Source organism: Halobacillus trueperi (assembly GCF_003386945.1).
GTDB classification, from domain to species: Bacteria; Bacillota; Bacilli; order Bacillales; family Halobacillaceae; genus Halobacillus; species Halobacillus aidingensis.
On sequence record NZ_QUAE01000002.1, the window covers coordinates 1 to 18579 of the forward strand.

Consider the following 18579-nt stretch of genomic DNA (forward strand, 5'->3'; position numbering starts at 1 on the left):
ACGTCTCGCACCCTTCGGAAGTTCGTCAGTTCCTATCTCAAAGAACGATTCTCACCCTATCTAGTTTTTCAGCCGTGAGGCATATCCGTCGGCATACCTTAGCTATGGCTTCAGCCTTCGTTCTGCCCAATCTACCTGTGCTTCACACCCTAAGACCTGTCCGTCTTAACGCATGCAGGAGTGTTGACGGGATGGTTTCGGGAAACATGGATCCTTCATTCCCATCCTCCGTTGTACAGTTGAAATTTAGTTAAATAAACTTCCTGCTTTTCACGCTGAAAAGCGTTTATAGCAGAACTTGTCGCGCGCCCCCGTTTCTATAAGACTTGAAATCGAGATATATCTTGGGAAGTCTTTTACTTCAATCCCCGTTAGTAGGGGTCTCGCCAACATTTTAACGAAAATATACAGAAAGACAATTTTTGGAATATAAAAGCCGATAATCCCCATGCTAAGGTGATCGGCTTTATATTGTTGTATACCTAATTGTAACTGTCTACTACGGAAAAATTATTAATTGTCGCATTAGATACCCTTAATACTTCACTAATGTCTTTGGTCTCTAAATCATAAAGATATAGATTCGATGGTTTAAACTTCCCGCCTTTATCATCTGTTTTTATTTCTTGGTCTTTTCTTTTAGCTATGAAGTATATACCGTCTAAATTCCCTGCATATTGCGGGTGTTTAAAACTTGTTAATTTCTTCCCTTCTTTTATTAAAGGTTTAGTCTTTCCTGTTTCAAGATCGATTTCTGCTATCACAGATTTGGAGTTTGATTGTCCAAATACTTCATAATAACTGATTAAAGCAGCTTGACTATCATTTGATATAGAAATATCATGTATATGTTTTTTTAGACTTTTTATTTTCCGTTTAATACCCTTGTCCTTATTAACAATACTTATTTCATAATTTAATGGTTTTAATTCTTCCCCTTCTTTATTAGCTTCTTCTATTTTTTTTTCATTCTCTTTTGCAGAGTAAGATAAAAGTATTAAACTTCCCGATTCTGTATTTAAATCAAAATGTTTAATACTTTTATCTTTTTCATTTTTGTTCCATATATTAATAGATCCATTATTAATATCATAAGTTCCAATGTGGAAATTTTGGTTGTCGTAGAGATTTATTCTCATATAAATTTTGGATTGTGTTGTGCTCAATTTTAAGAAATCTATTGACCCATTAATATTTGTTAATTGTCTAGATTTGTTTGATTTCATATCAAACTGAAATAATTGATTTAACCCATTTGAATCTGTATCTGTATAAAAAAAGGTTTCATTTTTAGGGTGAAATGCAGAGGTTGGGTGTGATGTCATTTTTTTTTGAAAAACAATATCTTTTTCATTCGTAGCTATATTGTATAAATAATATGAGGTAGTGTAATCCAGTCCAGTACTTCTAATAAATAGATTAGATTGCTCATTAGTTTTAAAAGTTTCTGATAAGATTGGTATTCTAATATTCGCTAAAGTTATGAATGCTATAATAATTATTATTGCTATTAATAAATATTTCTTCATGGAATTCCTCCTAAAAAAAGAAGTAAAGTTAATTAACTTTACTTCAATGAATATATTTTTTAATATGAGTATCTACCATCAATCCACCCAACACTTGAGGGTTCTCCTAAAACATTTTCAAAAAAAGACTTTTGAACATCAAGAATTACACTGTAATGGTCGAAGTTTTGACGTCCGTCCCATTTTTGACATATCCCTGACTCTCCATTGCTATAGTTAAGAACATCTAAGCTTGTGCCGGCAGGTGGGTTATCAACGCTTAATTCTGTTGCACAGTCATTGGAATCTAATACTTTACCATGATAACCTACCTTTCCAACTCCGTTATACCAACTAATGTTACCAGTCCTAAGTTCAGCACTAGCAGACCCAGTAAAAACCCCCATTAAAAGCAAAATAGCAATTGAAACAACAGTCATAATTTTCTTTTTCATAAACCCAACTCCTTTTTATTTTCCATTTAATGTATAATTTGACACTTAAATGGAAAACCCTTCTTTTTTGTGTGAAGTTTTTGCTTTTACTTAAGGGATATCTAAATCATTACTTTCGTTTGTGGAGAATAGTTATTGTCGTTACTAATTTATTGTTATGCTTCCTTCAATTTTCGAGTGAGAGTGTCTATTGTGTAGATGGCATTTAAAAATGTAGGTTTCGGCAATCGGGGATATACATCAATTCTTGCATAAATACAACTTTACATGAAGTAGTTAAGTTAGGCTGAGTAGCTTGCATGTCCATACTGGATCCACTGCAAGGATCTCTTAACCATAGAGGTTCCATGTCAAGTTACTATGGCGAAAAATAAATATACGGTCACTCTTAATTGCCGATTGCCATTTCCTATGAAATTATCAAAAGCTTTTGATAAAGGAGTTAAATTTGAAATTTATTACCGCATTTATCTCGAAACTGAGTCTTCCACAAACCTGCCCTTTAGCGGAAGACTCAGTTTCGAGATAATTTAAATAACCAGTAACGTTTCCTACGCTTTGGAAGAAACATTACTGGTTTCACTTTTTCAAAATAACTGGAAAAATTCCATTTTGTTTTTATGCTTCAACTTTTAAAAAGCAGGGGTTTGTCTATAGCATGTCATGCTGAGCACTTCCATCCATTAAGAACGGAATTGCTTCGCATGCTCCTTGGCAAAAGTGATGATCTTATTATAAGTTTTCTGTTCAAAATCCTTTTTGGATGGAATGTGTAACGTCGCATTGTCTTCATCAATGATTTTTATTCTTTCGCCGCCTCTGACATATAGGGTGACGTACAAAAATGGCTCTCTCATCCCTAATGCTACCCGTAATTCTTTCGGAAAGTCTGCCGTTATGATGATACGATCTTCCACTTGCTTCAAGCTTAACTGACTATGAAACTTCAAATGTTCGATCCCTTTTATATGCAAATATACCGCACTCCCCGTTTTTCATTATACATTCCTAATCATACGTTCTTTTAAACCCATTATCTGTCGTTTGTTGCTTTTTTCACAAAGCTTTAACAAACCGTCCAGCTTACACCTAGGATAACCGTTTTCATTCGTTAGTTCCTAAACTCCATGTAAAAATTTATACCGATATGTGAAGAATTGAGCATCAAACCTGGTACCAACAGACAGGAAGCTGTACCGAGAACCACAAAAACACATGAAAAGACCTGACATCAGCCCGGCCCTCTCATGTGATTATATTCACAGAAAGTCTGGCACCATGAGCATTCGGTTTGGTGCCTGTCACCCAAAAAAGAACTGCAATGCCAGGCACCGAAAAATGTAAACCAGTGCCTGGCACCACATCAAAACACAACCTTACCTACGCCTGTTCTCTTATCACAACCCCACGCCTCATCATTTCATCAATATAAACATCACCGGGGACGATCGTTTCCGGTGGGCATACCCCACGCTTTGTGATCGTGCCCCCGCCGATCAATTGTGCGACGACAGAGATGGTGTTGGCTGTTGCGCGGGCCATCGCTGTGACGTTCGTCGCCCTGTCTTTATAGGTAACCATTTCGTATTCACAGGCTTTTCGCACTCCATCTTTCTCACCGCCGACGATGACGCGGAGCAGGACAGCATCGTCTTTATCCTTCAGCTCAAGAAGAGGATCGATGCTCTTCAGAAGCACTTCCCTCGTCTTGATTTCCGTTCCACGGATGTTTACGACTTGATCCGCTCCCGTCAGGTTGAGATCGACGAGCAGTTTCATTTTCTCCGCGTGTCCGGGATAACGGATCGTCTTGTATTCCAGACTATCAATGTGCGGATACGATTTCAGCAGCGTCGAAGTCCCGCCGGAGGTATGGAAAGCTTCCAGTGGACCAAAGCGTTCAAAATAGATGTTTTCAATTTCCGTCAACGACTCGACTTCACGCAGTTTTCCATCTCTGATTATTGTCGAAGGATCGGAGTAGTGATCCAGCAATCCTTCCATAGAAAAGACGTGGTTGTACTCAAGCGGCGGGTCCGGCCTTACCGGAATGCCTCCCACGAACAAACGTATCGACTCGAGTTTATCAAGCTTCCCTGCGCCGTAGCCTGATAAAATGTTAATCATGCCGGGAGCTACACCGAGATCCGGGATGACCGTGACTCCTGCTGCTTTCGCCTGTTCATCGAGCTCTAACACTTTATCGGTAATGTGACCGATGTGTCCGCCCAAATCGACGGAATGGACCCCGACTTCAATCGCTGTTTTCGCGACGATTTCATTGAAAGAGTAGAAAAGGGCATTGATGACGACATCATATTGTTGGATGAACTCAGCAAGTTCGGTCTGGTTTCCGGCATCCACTTTGAATCCCTGTATTTTTGAAGAGTTCAATGAATCAGAGACGCGCTGTGCACGGTCGAGGTCGATGTCGGCGAGCCCGACTTTCTCGACCCCCGAACTGTGGACAAGATCGCGCGCCGCTTCTTTTCCCATCAATCCAGACCCTAGAACAGCTACTTTCATAGTCCGCACTCCTTTTTCTCTGTAAAATTACTCGACATCGATTTGGGCACGCTGCAGTTTCCCACTGAAATCGACGTACACGGCTTTCCATTCGGTGAACACGTCGAGGGCAGCCACTCCAGAATCTCTGTGGCCATTTCCGGTCCCCTTCGTACCGCCGAACGGAAGGTGGATTTCAGCCCCTGTCGTCCCTGCATTCACATATACGATGCCTGTATCTAAATCCCGCTGAGCGGCGAATACTTGGTTCACGTTCTGTGTGAAAATCGAACTCGACAAGCCGAATTCCACACTATTGTTGATTTCAACAGCTTCCTCAAAACTTTTCACAGGGATCAAGGAAACGACCGGCCCGAAAATTTCCTCCTGGGCGATGCGCATGTCCGGTTTCACATCCGTAAACAAAGTCGGAGCGAAGTAATTTCCCTTTTTGTGATCCCCGTTTTCCATGATATAACCGCCGGTCAGAAGTTTGGCTCCTTCTTCTTTGCCGATGCTGATATAGCTTTTCACTTTTTCAAGACCCTTACTATTGATGATCGGGCCGACTTTGATCGATTCATCCAGTCCGTTTCCGATTGAAAGTTTGGCGATTTCCTTCTGAAGGCGTTCTTCCAGTTCATCTTTGACCTTTTCGTGGACCATGACACGGCTGCAGGCGGTGCAGCGCTGGCCGCTCGTTCCATAGGCACTCCAAAGAATACCTTCGACGGCGAGAGACAAGTCGGCATCATCCATCACGATCACGCCGTTCTTTCCACCCATTTCGAGTGAAACTTTTTTCAGCCGCTGGCCGCATTTACCTGCAATGCCACGACCGACTTCATTCGATCCTGTAAAAGAAATGACTCGGATATCTTGCTGCTCGATCATCGCTTCTCCTACCGTGGATCCCGACCCGAACACGACATTGATGACCCCTTTTGGCAACCCGGCTTCTTCAAAAATTTTCGCCAGTTCATACGCCATGATCGGGGTTTCTGTTGCGGGCTTCCAAACGACAGCGTTTCCGGCAACGATCGCCGGGAAGGACTTCCATGTTGCAATTGCAATAGGAAAATTCCACGGAGTGATGATGCCGACGACGCCGACCGGTGCACGGACGCTCATCGCAAATTTATCCTTCAGCTCTGAAGGTGTCGTCTGCCCGAATAATCGGCGCCCTTCCCCTGCCATGTAGAAGGCCATGTCGATGCCTTCCTGGACTTCTCCCCGCGCTTCTTCGATGACTTTTCCGTTCTCCATCGTCAAAAGCTGCGAGAGTCTTTCTTTACGTTCTTTCATGATCAAACCGACACGGTACAACACTTCCGCTCTTTGCGGTGCCGGAACGAGGGCCCATGTTTTCTGCGCTTTTTTTGCGGCACTTGTCGCTTCCTCCACATCAGAAGCCGCCGATAACGGGACGTTTACCAACGTTTCGGATGTCGCCGGATTGATGACGGCTGTCGCCTTGCCAGAAGAAGGCTCCACCCATTTTCCATCTATAAAATTCTTTAACTGCTCCTCATGAATCAATGTCACTTTGATTCTCCCCCTTTTTTTCTTAATTGAGTAATCGTTTTTGATAATGATATTCGTTCAGGATCTGTTTCCACTTCAATCACCACAGGCTTGTCCAAAACCAGCGACTGATCCAGAGCATGTCTGAACTCTTCTGCCGTTTTCACATGAAAACCTGCAGCACCTAGGTTCTCTGCCACTTTCCAAAAAGAGACTTCACCTAAATCCGTACCGATGACTTCGCCCGGATAATGGATTTCCTGATGCATGCGGATTGTTCCGTACATGCGGTTATTGAAAACGATGCTGATGACCGGAATGTCATATCTGACCGCCGTCTCAAGCTCCTGCAAGGTCATCATGAAACCACCATCGCCAGATAGAGAGACGACACTCTTATCAGGATTCGCAAGTTTCGCTCCCAACGCTGCCGGCATACCGTACCCCATCGCCCCTGAAGTTGGTCCTATATATCGATGTTTCTTAAATTGAAAATACGTGTGCAGCCAACCGGCGAAGTTTCCAGCATCATTCGTCAAAATGCTGTCTTCCGGCAGGTTTTCCTGAAGAAGTGAAATCACTTCCCCGTTCAATGTTTTGCGACCTTCTGTAACCAGCGTCGCCTCATACGCTTTCCGCCTCGCACTCGTCCATGAAGACAGATCCCGTCCGTAAGCGGCCGCGGCTAAAGTCTCCAGCATTTCTTTGGCATCCGCTACAATACCCACATCTGGAGGATAGACTTTGCCAAGAACGCCGTCATCGATATCACAGTGGATCAGCGTCTGCCCTTTGAAGATCGAATAGTCCTGTGTCGTCACTTCAGAGAGTCTTGTCCCGACAGCGAGCACCGTATCTGCTTGAGTGAGCGTCTCCAGAATGTTCGAATGGGTGCCGAGTCCCAGGTGACCGCAATAGTGGATATCATCGTTCGGAAAAACATCATGACGTCTGAATGCACTCACAATCGGCGCGCCCCACTTATAAGCGAGCCGTTTCAAAGCCATTTCTGCACCCGCAAGCTTCACTCCCCCACCCGCTAAAATCAGCGGACGCTCAGCTAAACGGAGACGGTCGACCACCTCGATGACTTCTTGATCCGAAGGCTTTGGTCCCGGCCTTTTTATAACAGGACCGAATGACATGAGCGCTTCTTTTTTCAAGACATCTTCAGGCAAAGAAATAACGACTGGTCCAGGCCTTCCTGTCATAGCGATCCTAAGTGCCCGTTGGACAAGCTCCGGAGTCCGGGGCGGTTCGCGGATTTCAGCTACCCATTTAGCGATCGGTCGGAAGAAAGCTTCAAGATCGACTTCCTGGAAGCCTTCACGTCCACTGAAGTTCGTATGCACCTGTCCTAAGAGGACGACCATGGGTGTGGAGTCCTGGTAAGCGGTATGAACACCAATCGCAAGGTTGCTCGCCCCGACGCCCCTCGTCGCTATCACAACACCCGGGGTGCCGCTCGCTTTGGCGTACCCTTCCGCCATGAAAGCGGCCCCGCCTTCGTGTCTGGCCGAAATGAGCTCAATGTCCGGTTCTTTCAAAATGGCATCCATCACGGGAAGATAGCTCTCCCCTGGGACACAAAACACTTTGGAGATGCCTTGTCTTTGAAGACAGGAAACGATGGCTTCCGCGCTCGTCATATGACGTTCGTCCATGGAATTCAGCCTCCTTTCATCGCTTTTTTCATACGGATCGAAGCTTCATGCAGCCGCTCGATCGGAACAGAAAGGCTCATCCGGAAATAGCCCTCCCCTTTTTGACCGAAGGCTGTTCCAGGAGTCAAGATGATGCCAGCTTCGTCGAGCATTTTTTCAGAGAATCCTTGAGACGTATATCCTTCGGGAACTTCAGCCCAAATGAAAAAAGTACCCTTCGGTTTTTCAGCGTGGATATTCATTCCGTTGAAAGCATTCATCATAAGATCGAGCCGCTGTTCGTAGGTGCGGTTGTTCGCTTTAACCGATGAAAAATCACTTCGCAACGCTGTGACACCTGCTAATTGAATCGGTAAAAACTGACTTGTATCCATATTGCTCTTGTACACGCTGAGCGAGCGGATCAATTCTTTATTGCCGACGATGTAGCCAAGCCGCCAGCCAGACATGTTGAACGTTTTTGACAGCGAACCAAATTCGACGCCTATTTCTTTCGCTCCCGGCACCTGCAGTAGACTGGGAGCTTTGTAATCTCCAAAAGTCACTAGATCATATGCGGCATCATGGATGAGTGAGAGTTTATGTTCCTTAGCAAAGCGGACGGCTTCCTCGAACGTGTCTAATTCGACTGTTCCGCCTGTCGGATTGTTCGGATAGTTGAGCAGCATCATTTTCGACCTGGAAACATCCCTTGGAGAGATTTGATCAAAAAGTGGTGCATAGCTGTTTTCCTCATCGAGCGGAAAGCGGACCGTGACGCCATGGGCAAGGTGGATCGCCGATTGATAGACCGGATAGCCCGGATCCGGAGCAAGTACCCCGTCCCCCGGGTCGAGGACGGCACTGATCAAATGGGCGATGCCCTCTTTCGATCCGATCAGTGTCAGGACTTCCGTCTCTGGGTCCACATCCACGTCATAGTGAGATCTATAGAAATCCGCAACGGCTTCTCTGAACTCCCGGCAGCCGCCGTACGGGGAATATTTGTGATTCTTCGGTTTGCGCACTTCTTCTGTTAAACGATCGATGATGAATGGCGGGGTCGGCAAATCCGGGGCCCCGATGCCAAGATCGATGACATCGACCCCTTGAGCGGTCAACGCGAGTTTCTTTTTATGAAAAATGGAAAACAGATAAGGTGGCAGGCTTCGCACCTGCTTCGAGCTTTGGATCATAGAAAGACCCCCTTCAAACATTCTGGTTGTCCCATCGCTCTATCCTATTAATCCATCCCTCATTCTATGAAACAAAGTTTCCAGGTCATCTTTTCCAAAGAGGTGCATATAGTGTGATATAGCCCGTCAAGGACAACTCCCCTATCTGAATTGATCCGTGTTTCCCAAGCCAGTTGGATTCATACGTCGTATGGGTTCTTCTGGCTTTTTCTATCGTGAAAGGGTGTGATGAGTGGTGAGTGCCGCATTGGAAGGCATCCGCGTCCTCGATTTGACCCGGGTTCTCGCCGGTCCCTATTGTTCAATGATTCTCGGCGATCTCGGAGCTGACATTATTAAAGTCGAAGCTCCCGGGGGCAGTGACGAAACCCGTACGTGGGGACCGCCCTTCAAAGAAGGGATGAGTGCCTATTATTTATGTGCCAACCGTAATAAGAAGAGTTTGACGCTTGATTTGAAATCTCGTGCAGGAAAAGAAGTCATGGAAAAGCTCGTCAAAGATAGTGATGTCGTCATCAACAACTTCAAGACAGGAACGATGGAGCGGCTCGGCTTCGGCTATGACCATTTGAAAGAGATTAACCCCCGAATCGTTTTCTGCTCGATTACGGGTTTCGGAGAGACAGGCCCTTATAAGCACCTTCCCGGCTATGACTTCATCATTCAGGCGATGAGCGGCTTGATGAGCATCACAGGGGATGACCAATCCGGTCCGCAGAAACTTGGTGTGGCGATCACGGACATCCTCACAGGGCTGTATGCCTGTATCGGAATTCAAACGGCTCTCTTAGAACGGGAACGATCCGGAACAGGTCAGAAAATCGATCTATCTCTATATGATTCTGCCGTCAGTTCCCTCATCAACATCGGGAGCAATTTTTTAATGACCGGAAAAGTACCGCAGCGACTCGGAAATCATCATGCCAACATCGTGCCATACCAAACGTTCCGCTCCCTTGACGGTGAAATGGTCATCGCTGTCGGGAATGACCGTCAATTCGCTCAACTATGCGCGATCGTCGGACAACCTTCGCTTGCATCAGACCCTCTTTTTTCTACGAATGCAGGAAGGGTGGAAAACAGAGAGGAGCTCTCGAGGATTTTGCAGGAGCTGTTTTTAAAAGAAGATACCGCTTACTGGCAAAGCCGATGTCAGGAAAAACAGATCCCCTTCGGCCCGATTCAATCGCTCGAAGAGGTTTGTAAAGATGAGCAGCTGAAAGCCCGCGAAATGTTCCTCACCTGCGAGCATCCAAAAGCAGGTGATGTTGGGATGATCGGCAGTCCATTGAAATTATCCCGCACGCCGGTGGATTACAAGCAGCACCCACCGGAGGCAGGTGAACATACAGAAGAAATCCTTACGAAACTCGGGTATGACAAAACTACGATCCAAGAATGGAAAAAGGATCACAAGGTTTAAGGAGTGAACGAAATGAACTTTGATTTCAGTGATGAGCAAATGATGTTAAGGAAAGCGGTCCGAAGTTTCGTCGACCATGAAATCATGCCCTACATCGGAGAATGGGATGCGAAAGGACACTTTGATCAGCAAACGTTGAAGAAGCTTGCGGAGCTTGGGCTTATGGGTGTGTGCATTCCGGAAACTTATGGCGGGAGCGGCATGGATTACAATTCCCTCGCGATTGTATGTGAAGAACTCGAACGTGGAGACACCGCATTCCGTACAGCCGTTTCCGTCCATACCGGCCTGAACAGCATGACACTCCTGCAGTGGGCGACAGAATCACAGAAGCAGAAATACTTAGCCCCGCAGGCGAAAGGAGAAAAAATCGGAGCTTTCGGCCTGACGGAACCTGCGGCCGGATCTGATGTGGCCGCATTGCAGACGACCGCGACACTCGACGGTGATCATTATGTCTTGAACGGACAGAAAACATGGATTTCCCTATGTGATGTGGCCGATCACTTTTTAGTATTTGCTTATACGGATAAAAGCAAAAAACATCACGGCATCTCCTGTTTTATTGTTGAAAGAACATATGAAGGATTCTCATCGAAATCGACGAAAGGAAAGCTGGGGATCCGTGCAGGTAACACGGGCGAATTGTTTTTTGACCAAATGAGGGTACCGAAAGAAAACCTGCTCGGAAACGAAGGAGACGGCTTCAAGATCGCCATGTCAGCGCTGGATAGCGGACGGTTCACGGTTGCCGCAGGAGCCTGCGGGCAGATCATGGCTTGTCTTGAAGCGAGTGTGGACTATTGTCATGAAAGAGAAACGTTTGGAAAAGAAATCGGTAAACACCAGCTCGTCCAGCAGATGATTGCGAAAATGGAAGCAGGCCTCCACATGAGCCGCCTCCTCGTGTACCGGGCAGGTGCATTGAAAAACAAAGGCGTGAGAAACACGAGGGAAACCTCACTAGCTAAATGGCAGGCGTGTGATTTTGCCAATCAGGCGGCAGATGATGCTGTGCAGATTCACGGCGCGTATGGGTATTCCAATGAATATCCGGTCGAGCGTTATTTAAGGAATTCCAAAGCACCTGTGATTTATGAAGGGACTCGCGAAATCCATACGATTATGCAGGCGGAATATGTGCTCGGTTATAGGAAAGATAAACCGCTTAGTCAAATGCTTCCGGCTTGGAAAGGGTAAGTCTCACTAAAAAAACAAACGTGCGTATATCAACGCACGTTTGTTTTGCTTGTTGTTGTATCGCTCTCTATCGTGTATGAATTAAATTCGAGCTATTGACTTTCTCTCACATAGAGTAACCCTTTTTTATCGAGTTTCGACTCAATCTCGTTAGCTAATGGAACATCTCTTCCAATCACAAATTTCCAATCTTGTTCCTTCAGAAACGCTTCTCTTTCCCTTATTTCCCTTACTTCTATTAAGTCTTCCACAGACCTTTTCACTGGTTCCGCCGTACTCTTTGCTAACTGATTTCGATAATGCCTTCGAAAACCTTTCTCTGTACATTCATTGACCTTCATAAAATGTTTCTTTAAATTTCGCATGACAAAGTTATTTTTCTTACTTCTATGTCCAACATGGTGAATATGCTTTAAATCATGGCAGGACCTGCACAAAGACTGTATATCTTTTAGAATCAGCAGGAACTTTTCTTCGTCATATTCCCAGACTTCATGCGCATGCAGTTTCTCTTCATCATGAAAGCCACATATTTGGCATTTAAAATCGCTTTTCTTAAGGACATGGTACCGTACAGAATTCCATAAGGAACGAGGAATTGAATCCCTTACCGTTTTATTCTGCGCATAAGAAGGCTTTCGGATCTCTATGGTTAACCTAAAATCAGACATAGCAACCTCCCTTAGAACCTAGTTGATAAATTCCGAAACAATAACCATTCCTTTCCATTATATCATGCTGAATCTATGACACCATGTCCGGCAACCCGCTCTCTATAACCGTATTCTCATAGATGGAATGGGCATTCTACACTCTTACTTCCATAAAAAAATGCCCCACCTCCTACCAAGCGCATACACAGTAGAAGTGGGGCATCTTTCCTTTCTGTCCACATATAATTTGGAGCATTTTATGTAGCCTTCTGCATAAATGTTTAAGAAGGAGGCGATGCGTGTGGGAGATTTAATTCCTTTTCCTAAAAAAGAACCTGCAGAAGTCATCGTTCTGACGCCAGAAGAAAGACAGGAATTCGCTCATCTGACTTATGAACTGATGAAAGAAGACAGACTCATCCCTTTTCTAAGAATCAAACGTCGTCTAAAAAAATTGATCAAAAGAGGCCTTGAACGTGCGAAACAAGAAGATTTTCATAAGTGAGCCTACTCTAATGGACACCTACATTTTCCAAATAAACGAACTGTCATCCTGCATCTCTACGTTCGGATGCTGCTTCAGTTCTTCTACAAGACGGAACAATGCTTCATCTTTTTGTTTCGCTTCAATCATGCAATCGATTTGCTCTGTTGAACCATTCGTTTTCTTTACAAATTCAAGGAACATATCAAGATCGACGAAATCGGCATGACTTTTAAAGTCCTTTTCGCTTTTTGGGCTTGAAATATGCATTTTCACAGGAAGGGGGGAATGGCTCCACGTACCGACAACGCGCGGCCAGTGTTCTTCCCAGTTCTCTCCCTCATTGTTCGCATAATGATGGTGGAGATCAAAGACGAGCGGAATGTTCAATTTTTCACAGACATAAAGACCATCTGCTAACGTGTAGGACGTATCATCATTTTCAATCATTACAGTTTTTTGAATGCCGGATGGGACCATTGCCCAATTTTCGATGAACCGCTCCAGCGACTTTTCTTTGTCCTTATACCTTCCTCCAAGGTGGAAAACACATCGATGAGTCGGATCAAGTCCCATATGATGGAGGAGCAGATAATGATATTTGAGTACGCCCATCGAGGTCTTAAAAATTCCTTGAGTCGGAGAATTGATGACCACAAAGTGATCGGGGTGAAAATCCAACCTCATTTTGTTTTCTTTCGCAAAAGCGCCTAATTCTGCAAGTTCTTCCTTAATCGGATTCAAATAATCCCATCCTTGCAACTCTTCATGCGTAGCAAGAGGGACAAGTCGTGAACTCAGTCTGAAAAAATGAATATCATGAGCTTTATTATGTTTCAATAACCGTAGACAGTTGTGAAGGTTTGATTTCGCAATCCGTTCCAGCTTCCGTTTGGCTGCCTCAACATCACGAATTTCGGAAAATCGTTTATAGGTCATCGTTTGAGATGGTGAAGCGTTCTGCAGATTCACACTCATCGCTACATAACCGAGCCGGTACAACGTCATCGTTTCCACCTACTCCCTGTTTTCCCTTAGTTTGCACAAAAAGCATTTCCCTTATGTAGAAACTCCTTTTTCCAACTCTCTCATCCACGTATCATTTTTCAGTCGGTGCCAGAGTGAAATCGCCTCTGTCCTATACGAATGATGACAAGATAAAGATTCATTTAAATGATAAGGAGATACACAACCCCATGACTAACAGAGGCAAAAATACAAACAGCATGATCCACAATTTCACATTCCGCTCATCAGAAAAAAAGCTTTTTCTTGTGATATATACGTAAACAATCAACCCTAGCATTCCTACTAAAAGAAATAAAGCAGACATTCATAGACCCTCTTTCTTCACCAGTAGTATAAAAGGTTTTATGTCCTTTAACATTTAAAGGGTGGAGATTCACCAGTAAAAGAGCCTGGATCCGTGCCTGTGCAGGATTCAGTAAGAGCGGAGGAGCCAAAGTTCTTCCGTTCAACACTGTTTCATTCTATTTCCTGCACATCGACTAACCTTGACTGTACAATAAACCTTTCCGGGGCACTTCCTATGAAATCGAAAGGGTAACATGTAGTAAGTGTAAGAGTCGGGTCCTCGTGGTCGACGATGACGGATCGATCGTCTTCATCCGTGACCCAGGTTTTCTCAACTTCATACTTGTACCGTTTTCCCTCATATTCATAAAAAAGCGGTGCTCCTTTCTCAATTTCCCCAAGCTGTGTAAAAACGGTCTCCCGGTGACCGCTCAGGACCGTATGACGCTTTTCATCAGGTGTCGTCGTCCATTTACTAATGAACATTCCTACCCCTTGATGAAGCGACTGTTCATCCGTGCCCCAATAGGTGGAATAGCCTTTATTCAAAAGTGGAATAATCAATCGCCCCACTTTCTCCCCATTGTCAAACTTATGTAGTTCATTTGAATATCTAGGTTGTTTCGGTTTGTCTTGATTTTTCACCACCACTTGAGGCGGTTCCTCTGCCTGATCCTGGGATTCCCATTCATTTATTTCCTCTTCTGTCACCTTTTCAACAGCCCGGGTGGAGTCCCACCATTGAAATGTGAAGTAAGCGGCACAAGAAAACCCTATAACGACAAGCATGAACAGAACTTTATTTAGCATAATGGCCTCCTTGTCAATTGAAGGTTGAAAGAGCCAGGCCTGAGCCCAGCTCTTATTTTATTGTACAGACCTCTTTCTTATGAATAAAACACTTCCAGCAAACAGCACCAGTGTTGCGCCAAGTAATGCATACATTGAATGCGGGCTTGCTGTATCAGGAAGTTCGCCTCCGATCGCATCTTCAATCGGTTGAGCCTTATCCAACACTTCTTGAGGGATTTCGATTTCTCCGACGCCATTAAAATTATCCAATGTCATTTCTGTCTCTTGAGTGACAGGCATCGGCGGTCCTTCTTCCGTTTCTATTTCCATTTCCAATTGAACGTGGCTGGACGTTAAATAATGGTTCTCTTTGTCTATCGTCATTTTATAGGTCACGTCATTGATTGAGATTTTATCAAGCAGTTCTTCACCCAATTCCTTTAGACCACTTTCACCTTCACTAGAACCCATTCCCTGCTGAAGCATCTTCATCGACATTTCCAAAAGCTGCTCTCCATCTCCTTCATATTGAAGAACATAGGAACCATCACTTTCTTCCACACTCATATGCTTGGCTAGAGGTAGCGCCTGTGCCATTTGACCTTCAGCAAGCATCGACATCATCATTTCCTGGCTGGAGTCATCGGATAGCTGAACCCAGCCTTGCCCTGGAAGTTCACTATAGTACCCTTTTTCTGTGAAATAAGACTCCGTCGTCTCACCCGCCAATTCTGTCTTCAAATAAAAGGCGAAGGGATCCATAGTAACATCGGCCATGGTTTTTGTTTCCATTCCCTCTCCTTCATTCATCATCGGCATTTTCGATTTTGATACTTGTTTCATAGAATAGCTGTCCAGATTCTTCATCGCTTCATTCGATTTCTTCAACACTTCCTCTGCCGACATGCCAGCCGCGAATACTTGAAGCGGAAACAGGAACAACACCAAAAGACTCAAAAACAGAAGATTACACTTTTTTAACATCGAAACACTCCCGAATTGTATTCGGTAAAAAAAGAGGCTGGTTTATGTAGAGACAGAAGCTGACTTGCACATCCCACTATTTTCCACCTAGGCTTCTATAACCTTTCTCCTACAAAAATAAACACATTTTTCCATATTACTCCAAAGAATTTGTGAAACTTTACAATTAAAGAAATAAGTTTTCCCATACAAAAAAACAGACAACGCATCGTTGTCTGCTTTCTTCCCATTATTCTCCACTCAAGTAACCATTCTCGCTTAGGAACGTCTCAGCCACTTCTCTCACCGAACGTTCCTCAACATCTACTTGATAGTTCAATTTACGCATCGTTTCACTATCGAGTTCTGTCAAAGGTGCAAGGATTTCTTCAATTTCTGATTTGTTTTCGTGCGTTTCGTTCGTCATGACAAGAGCGGCATTATAAGAAGGGAAAAAGCTCTGATCATCTTCCAAGTTCATCAAGTCCAATTCTTCGATACGGCTGTCTGTAGAGAAACCGACAGCGACATCCACTTCATCATTGGCAATGGCATCGTACTGCAAACCGTATGTCATTTCTGAAACGTTTTCGTCCCCGAATTCAAATCCGTAAAGTTCTTCGACGCCTGGGAGACCGTCTTCACGCTCAGCGAACTCTGCATCCGTACCGAATTTCAATTCTCCTGGATTTTCATTGATGTATGTGGCGAGGTCACTGATGGACTGAATGCCCAACTCTTCTGCCTGATCTTGCTGCATGACGAGTGTATAGGTATTGTTGACATCAGATAGGTTCGTCCAATAAACGTCGTTACGTTCCATGTCCATTTTTTTCACAGTTTCAAAGGCTTCCTGCTTATCTGCAATCGGCTCTTCTCCTAAGTACGTGACAAGACCTGTCCCTGTGTAATCCCAAGAGACGTCAACCTGCCCATTTGTCAGCGCCTGACGTAAAGCTGAGCTTCCTAGATTACTTTTTTCTTCAACGGTATATCCATTGTCTTCAAGCATGATGGTAGACATTTGAGCAAGTAGGAATTGCTCTGTGAAGTTCTTCGCACCTACTGTCACTTTTTTCTCATTTCCACCACAAGCTGTCAAAACGAATGCACTTAGAATGAGTGCGGTCATTACGATCCATAATTTTTTCATATAATATTCCTCCTGATTAAACAGATTCCATTGCTGATTTACGTGATAAGCGAATTCCTTTTGGAACGAGCAAGTACTCGATACCTCTGAACAATAGGTCAACTAAGACGGCGAGCATCGTTACAGGGACAGCTCCACTGATCAGTGTCTGGTTATCGAACAATTGGATTCCTGTAAAAATCCAGACACCTAAACCGCCGCCACCGATCAAATAAGCGAGAGCGGCCGTACCTATGTTCAAGACGACAGCCGTACGGATGCCTGCAATGATGGATGAAGCGGCCGCCGGCAATTCGATTTTGAATAAAACCTGTGCCGGTGTCAGCCCCATCCCTTTGGCTGCATCCTTCATTTCCGGACGGACGGAATCAAGTCCGGCAATCGTGTTTTGCAGAATCGGCAGTAATGAATAAATATAAAGCGCCACGATGGCAGCTTTCAGTCCAATTCCTAAGAAACCCATAGCAAGAGCAAGAACGGCCAGACTCGGAATCGTCTGTCCCAAGTTGGCAATGTTTACGATAAGCCATTCTGAGCGACGGAACGAAGGTCGTGTAATCAATATTCCGAGCGGCACGGATGTCAAAATCGCAAGCCCTGCGGAAATGGATACGAGCTCCAAGTGTCTGCCAAGCAGCTCCATGAACTTGCCGGGCTCTTCGAAAATTTTGCCGAACATGTTCTCACTGATCGCCCAAAAGAAGAAGGCGATGACGAGGGTCCAAAGGATGAGCCGGATGACATAGGATGTCACTTTTTTTGCGTTCATCTTTTTCCTCCTTTATGCGCCTTTCACTTCTTGGTGCAGGAATTTTTCAATCAAATCGAAAGTCAGGCTCCCTTTCGCCTGCCCCTGACGGTCGACGATCACCAATTGATCCGCTTCCTGATTGAGCAGCATGCTGATCGCAATCCTAAGGGAAGTATCAATGGAAATCTCTTTCGTATCCGTAATCGTTTCTTCCTTATTTTTCAGTCCGAAAGTCGTGACAAGATCTTCTACGCTGTAAAGGGACATGCTGCGAAGAACACGATCTTTCCCTACGAAGTCAGATACGAAATCATTATTTGGACGGATCAACAGCTCAGATGGACGGTCGAATTGCTGCACCTTTCCGTCACGAAGAAGCGCGATTTTATCCCCCATACGAACCGCTTCATCAATGTCATGACTGACGAATAAAATCGTCTTCTTCACTTCTTTCTGAATCGCTAAAAATTCGTCCTGGACTTTTTCACGGATGATCGGATCAAGAGCTCCGAATGGTTCGTCCATAAGCATGACTGGTGGGTCGGCAGCCATCGCGCGGGCTACTCCTACACGCTGCTGCTGGCCACCGGAGAGTTCATGAGGAAATCGTTTGCGGTAATCATCAGGGTTCAGACCTACAAGGTCCATTAAGTAATTGAAGCGATCTTTTTTCTTTTTCCGGTCCCAGCCGAGCAGATCAGGAACGATCATCGTATTGTCTTCAATCGTCATGTTTGGAAACAGACCATTGCTTTGAATGACATAGCCTGTATTACGACGCATTTTGATTTTGTCCATCTCACGTACATTCTGACCTTGAATTTTAATATCCCCTTGGGAAATCGACTCCAACTGGTTGACCATTCGAAGCAAAGTCGTTTTTCCACAACCGGAAGGCCCAAGCAGGATGACGAATTCTCCGTCCTCCACGGTCATCGAAATGTCATCGATGGCTTTTACATCGCCACCGTAAATTTTCGTTACATCATTGAATTCAATCATACGTCCACCTCTT

The 18579-nt window shown here is 44.6% G+C and carries 17 protein-coding genes; 3 read left to right on the forward strand and 14 right to left on the reverse strand.

The annotated features are described in order from the left end of the window. Positions 1 to 482 precede the first annotated feature (482 nt). The 7 genes from DYE48_RS02500 to DYE48_RS02530 all read right to left on the reverse strand — a co-directional run bounded on the left by DYE48_RS02500 (position 483) and on the right by DYE48_RS02530 (position 8831). On the reverse strand, positions 483 to 1529 hold the full coding sequence (locus DYE48_RS02500) for a hypothetical protein (protein ID WP_115822277.1): 1047 nt from the start codon (positions 1527 to 1529) through the stop codon (positions 483 to 485). 59 nt (positions 1530 to 1588) lie between these two features. Next, a complete protein-coding gene (locus DYE48_RS02505) occupies positions 1589 to 1963 on the reverse strand; it encodes a hypothetical protein (RefSeq protein ID WP_115822278.1) in 375 nt (124 codons plus the stop codon). A gap of 683 nt (positions 1964 to 2646) precedes the next feature. Beyond that, positions 2647 to 2937 carry a hypothetical protein gene (locus DYE48_RS02510; protein WP_244199356.1) on the reverse strand — a complete coding sequence of 97 codons (291 nt, stop codon included), beginning with the start codon at positions 2935 to 2937 and terminating at the stop codon, positions 2647 to 2649. A gap of 406 nt (positions 2938 to 3343) precedes the next feature. After that, entirely contained in the window at positions 3344 to 4498 is a 1155-nt protein-coding gene (locus tag DYE48_RS02515) for a saccharopine dehydrogenase family protein (RefSeq protein ID WP_341865606.1), read from the reverse strand. 18 nt (positions 4499 to 4516) lie between these two features. Beyond that, a complete protein-coding gene (locus DYE48_RS02520; RefSeq protein WP_115822280.1) occupies positions 4517 to 6013 on the reverse strand; it encodes an aldehyde dehydrogenase family protein in 1497 nt (498 codons plus the stop codon). Next, positions 6010 to 7656, reverse strand: a complete 1647-nt coding sequence (locus tag DYE48_RS02525; RefSeq protein ID WP_115822281.1) for a thiamine pyrophosphate-dependent enzyme — start codon at positions 7654 to 7656, stop codon at positions 6010 to 6012. The genes DYE48_RS02520 and DYE48_RS02525 overlap by 4 nt, the downstream gene beginning before the upstream one ends. 5 nt (positions 7657 to 7661) lie before the next feature. Next, complete coding sequence (locus DYE48_RS02530) at positions 7662 to 8831, reverse strand: aminotransferase class I/II-fold pyridoxal phosphate-dependent enzyme (protein ID WP_115822282.1); 1170 nt, start codon at positions 8829 to 8831, stop codon at positions 7662 to 7664. A 235-nt stretch (positions 8832 to 9066) separates the two neighbouring features. Between DYE48_RS02530 and DYE48_RS02535 the strand changes: the two genes are divergently transcribed. Continuing rightward, a complete protein-coding gene (locus tag DYE48_RS02535) occupies positions 9067 to 10254 on the forward strand; it encodes a CaiB/BaiF CoA transferase family protein (RefSeq protein WP_115822620.1) in 1188 nt (395 codons plus the stop codon). A 12-nt stretch (positions 10255 to 10266) separates the two neighbouring features. Then, the gene (locus tag DYE48_RS02540; RefSeq protein WP_115822283.1) at positions 10267 to 11454 is read left to right on the forward strand and encodes an acyl-CoA dehydrogenase family protein; all 1188 of its coding nucleotides are present in this window, start codon (positions 10267 to 10269) and stop codon (positions 11452 to 11454) included. A gap of 92 nt (positions 11455 to 11546) precedes the next feature. Here DYE48_RS02540 and DYE48_RS02545 read toward each other — a convergent pair whose 3' ends face one another. After that, a complete protein-coding gene (locus DYE48_RS02545) occupies positions 11547 to 12125 on the reverse strand; it encodes an HNH endonuclease family protein (RefSeq protein ID WP_115822284.1) in 579 nt (192 codons plus the stop codon). Between the two features lie 283 nt (positions 12126 to 12408). Between DYE48_RS02545 and DYE48_RS02550 the strand changes: the two genes are divergently transcribed. Continuing rightward, positions 12409 to 12612, forward strand: a complete 204-nt coding sequence (locus DYE48_RS02550; protein ID WP_115822285.1) for a hypothetical protein — start codon at positions 12409 to 12411, stop codon at positions 12610 to 12612. A gap of 18 nt (positions 12613 to 12630) precedes the next feature. On the opposite strand, the gene uvsE is transcribed toward DYE48_RS02550, so the two are convergent. The 6 genes from uvsE to DYE48_RS02580 all read right to left on the reverse strand — a co-directional run bounded on the left by uvsE (position 12631) and on the right by DYE48_RS02580 (position 18566). Next, the gene (uvsE, locus tag DYE48_RS02555) at positions 12631 to 13599 is read right to left on the reverse strand and encodes a UV DNA damage repair endonuclease UvsE (protein ID WP_115822286.1); all 969 of its coding nucleotides are present in this window, start codon (positions 13597 to 13599) and stop codon (positions 12631 to 12633) included. Between the two features lie 477 nt (positions 13600 to 14076). Then, positions 14077 to 14715, reverse strand: a complete 639-nt coding sequence (locus DYE48_RS02560; protein WP_115822287.1) for a class D sortase — start codon at positions 14713 to 14715, stop codon at positions 14077 to 14079. A 57-nt stretch (positions 14716 to 14772) separates the two neighbouring features. Continuing rightward, the gene (locus DYE48_RS02565) at positions 14773 to 15681 is read right to left on the reverse strand and encodes a DUF6612 family protein (protein ID WP_115822288.1); all 909 of its coding nucleotides are present in this window, start codon (positions 15679 to 15681) and stop codon (positions 14773 to 14775) included. A 229-nt stretch (positions 15682 to 15910) separates the two neighbouring features. Then, positions 15911 to 16813 (reverse strand): ABC transporter substrate-binding protein, encoded by a 903-nt coding sequence (locus tag DYE48_RS02570; RefSeq protein WP_244199357.1) that lies wholly within the window; start codon positions 16811 to 16813, stop codon positions 15911 to 15913. A 16-nt stretch (positions 16814 to 16829) separates the two neighbouring features. Beyond that, positions 16830 to 17582 (reverse strand): ABC transporter permease, encoded by a 753-nt coding sequence (locus tag DYE48_RS02575; RefSeq protein WP_115822289.1) that lies wholly within the window; start codon positions 17580 to 17582, stop codon positions 16830 to 16832. A 12-nt stretch (positions 17583 to 17594) separates the two neighbouring features. Next, complete coding sequence (locus DYE48_RS02580; RefSeq protein ID WP_115822290.1) at positions 17595 to 18566, reverse strand: ABC transporter ATP-binding protein; 972 nt, start codon at positions 18564 to 18566, stop codon at positions 17595 to 17597. Between the last annotated feature and the right edge of the window lie 13 nt (positions 18567 to 18579).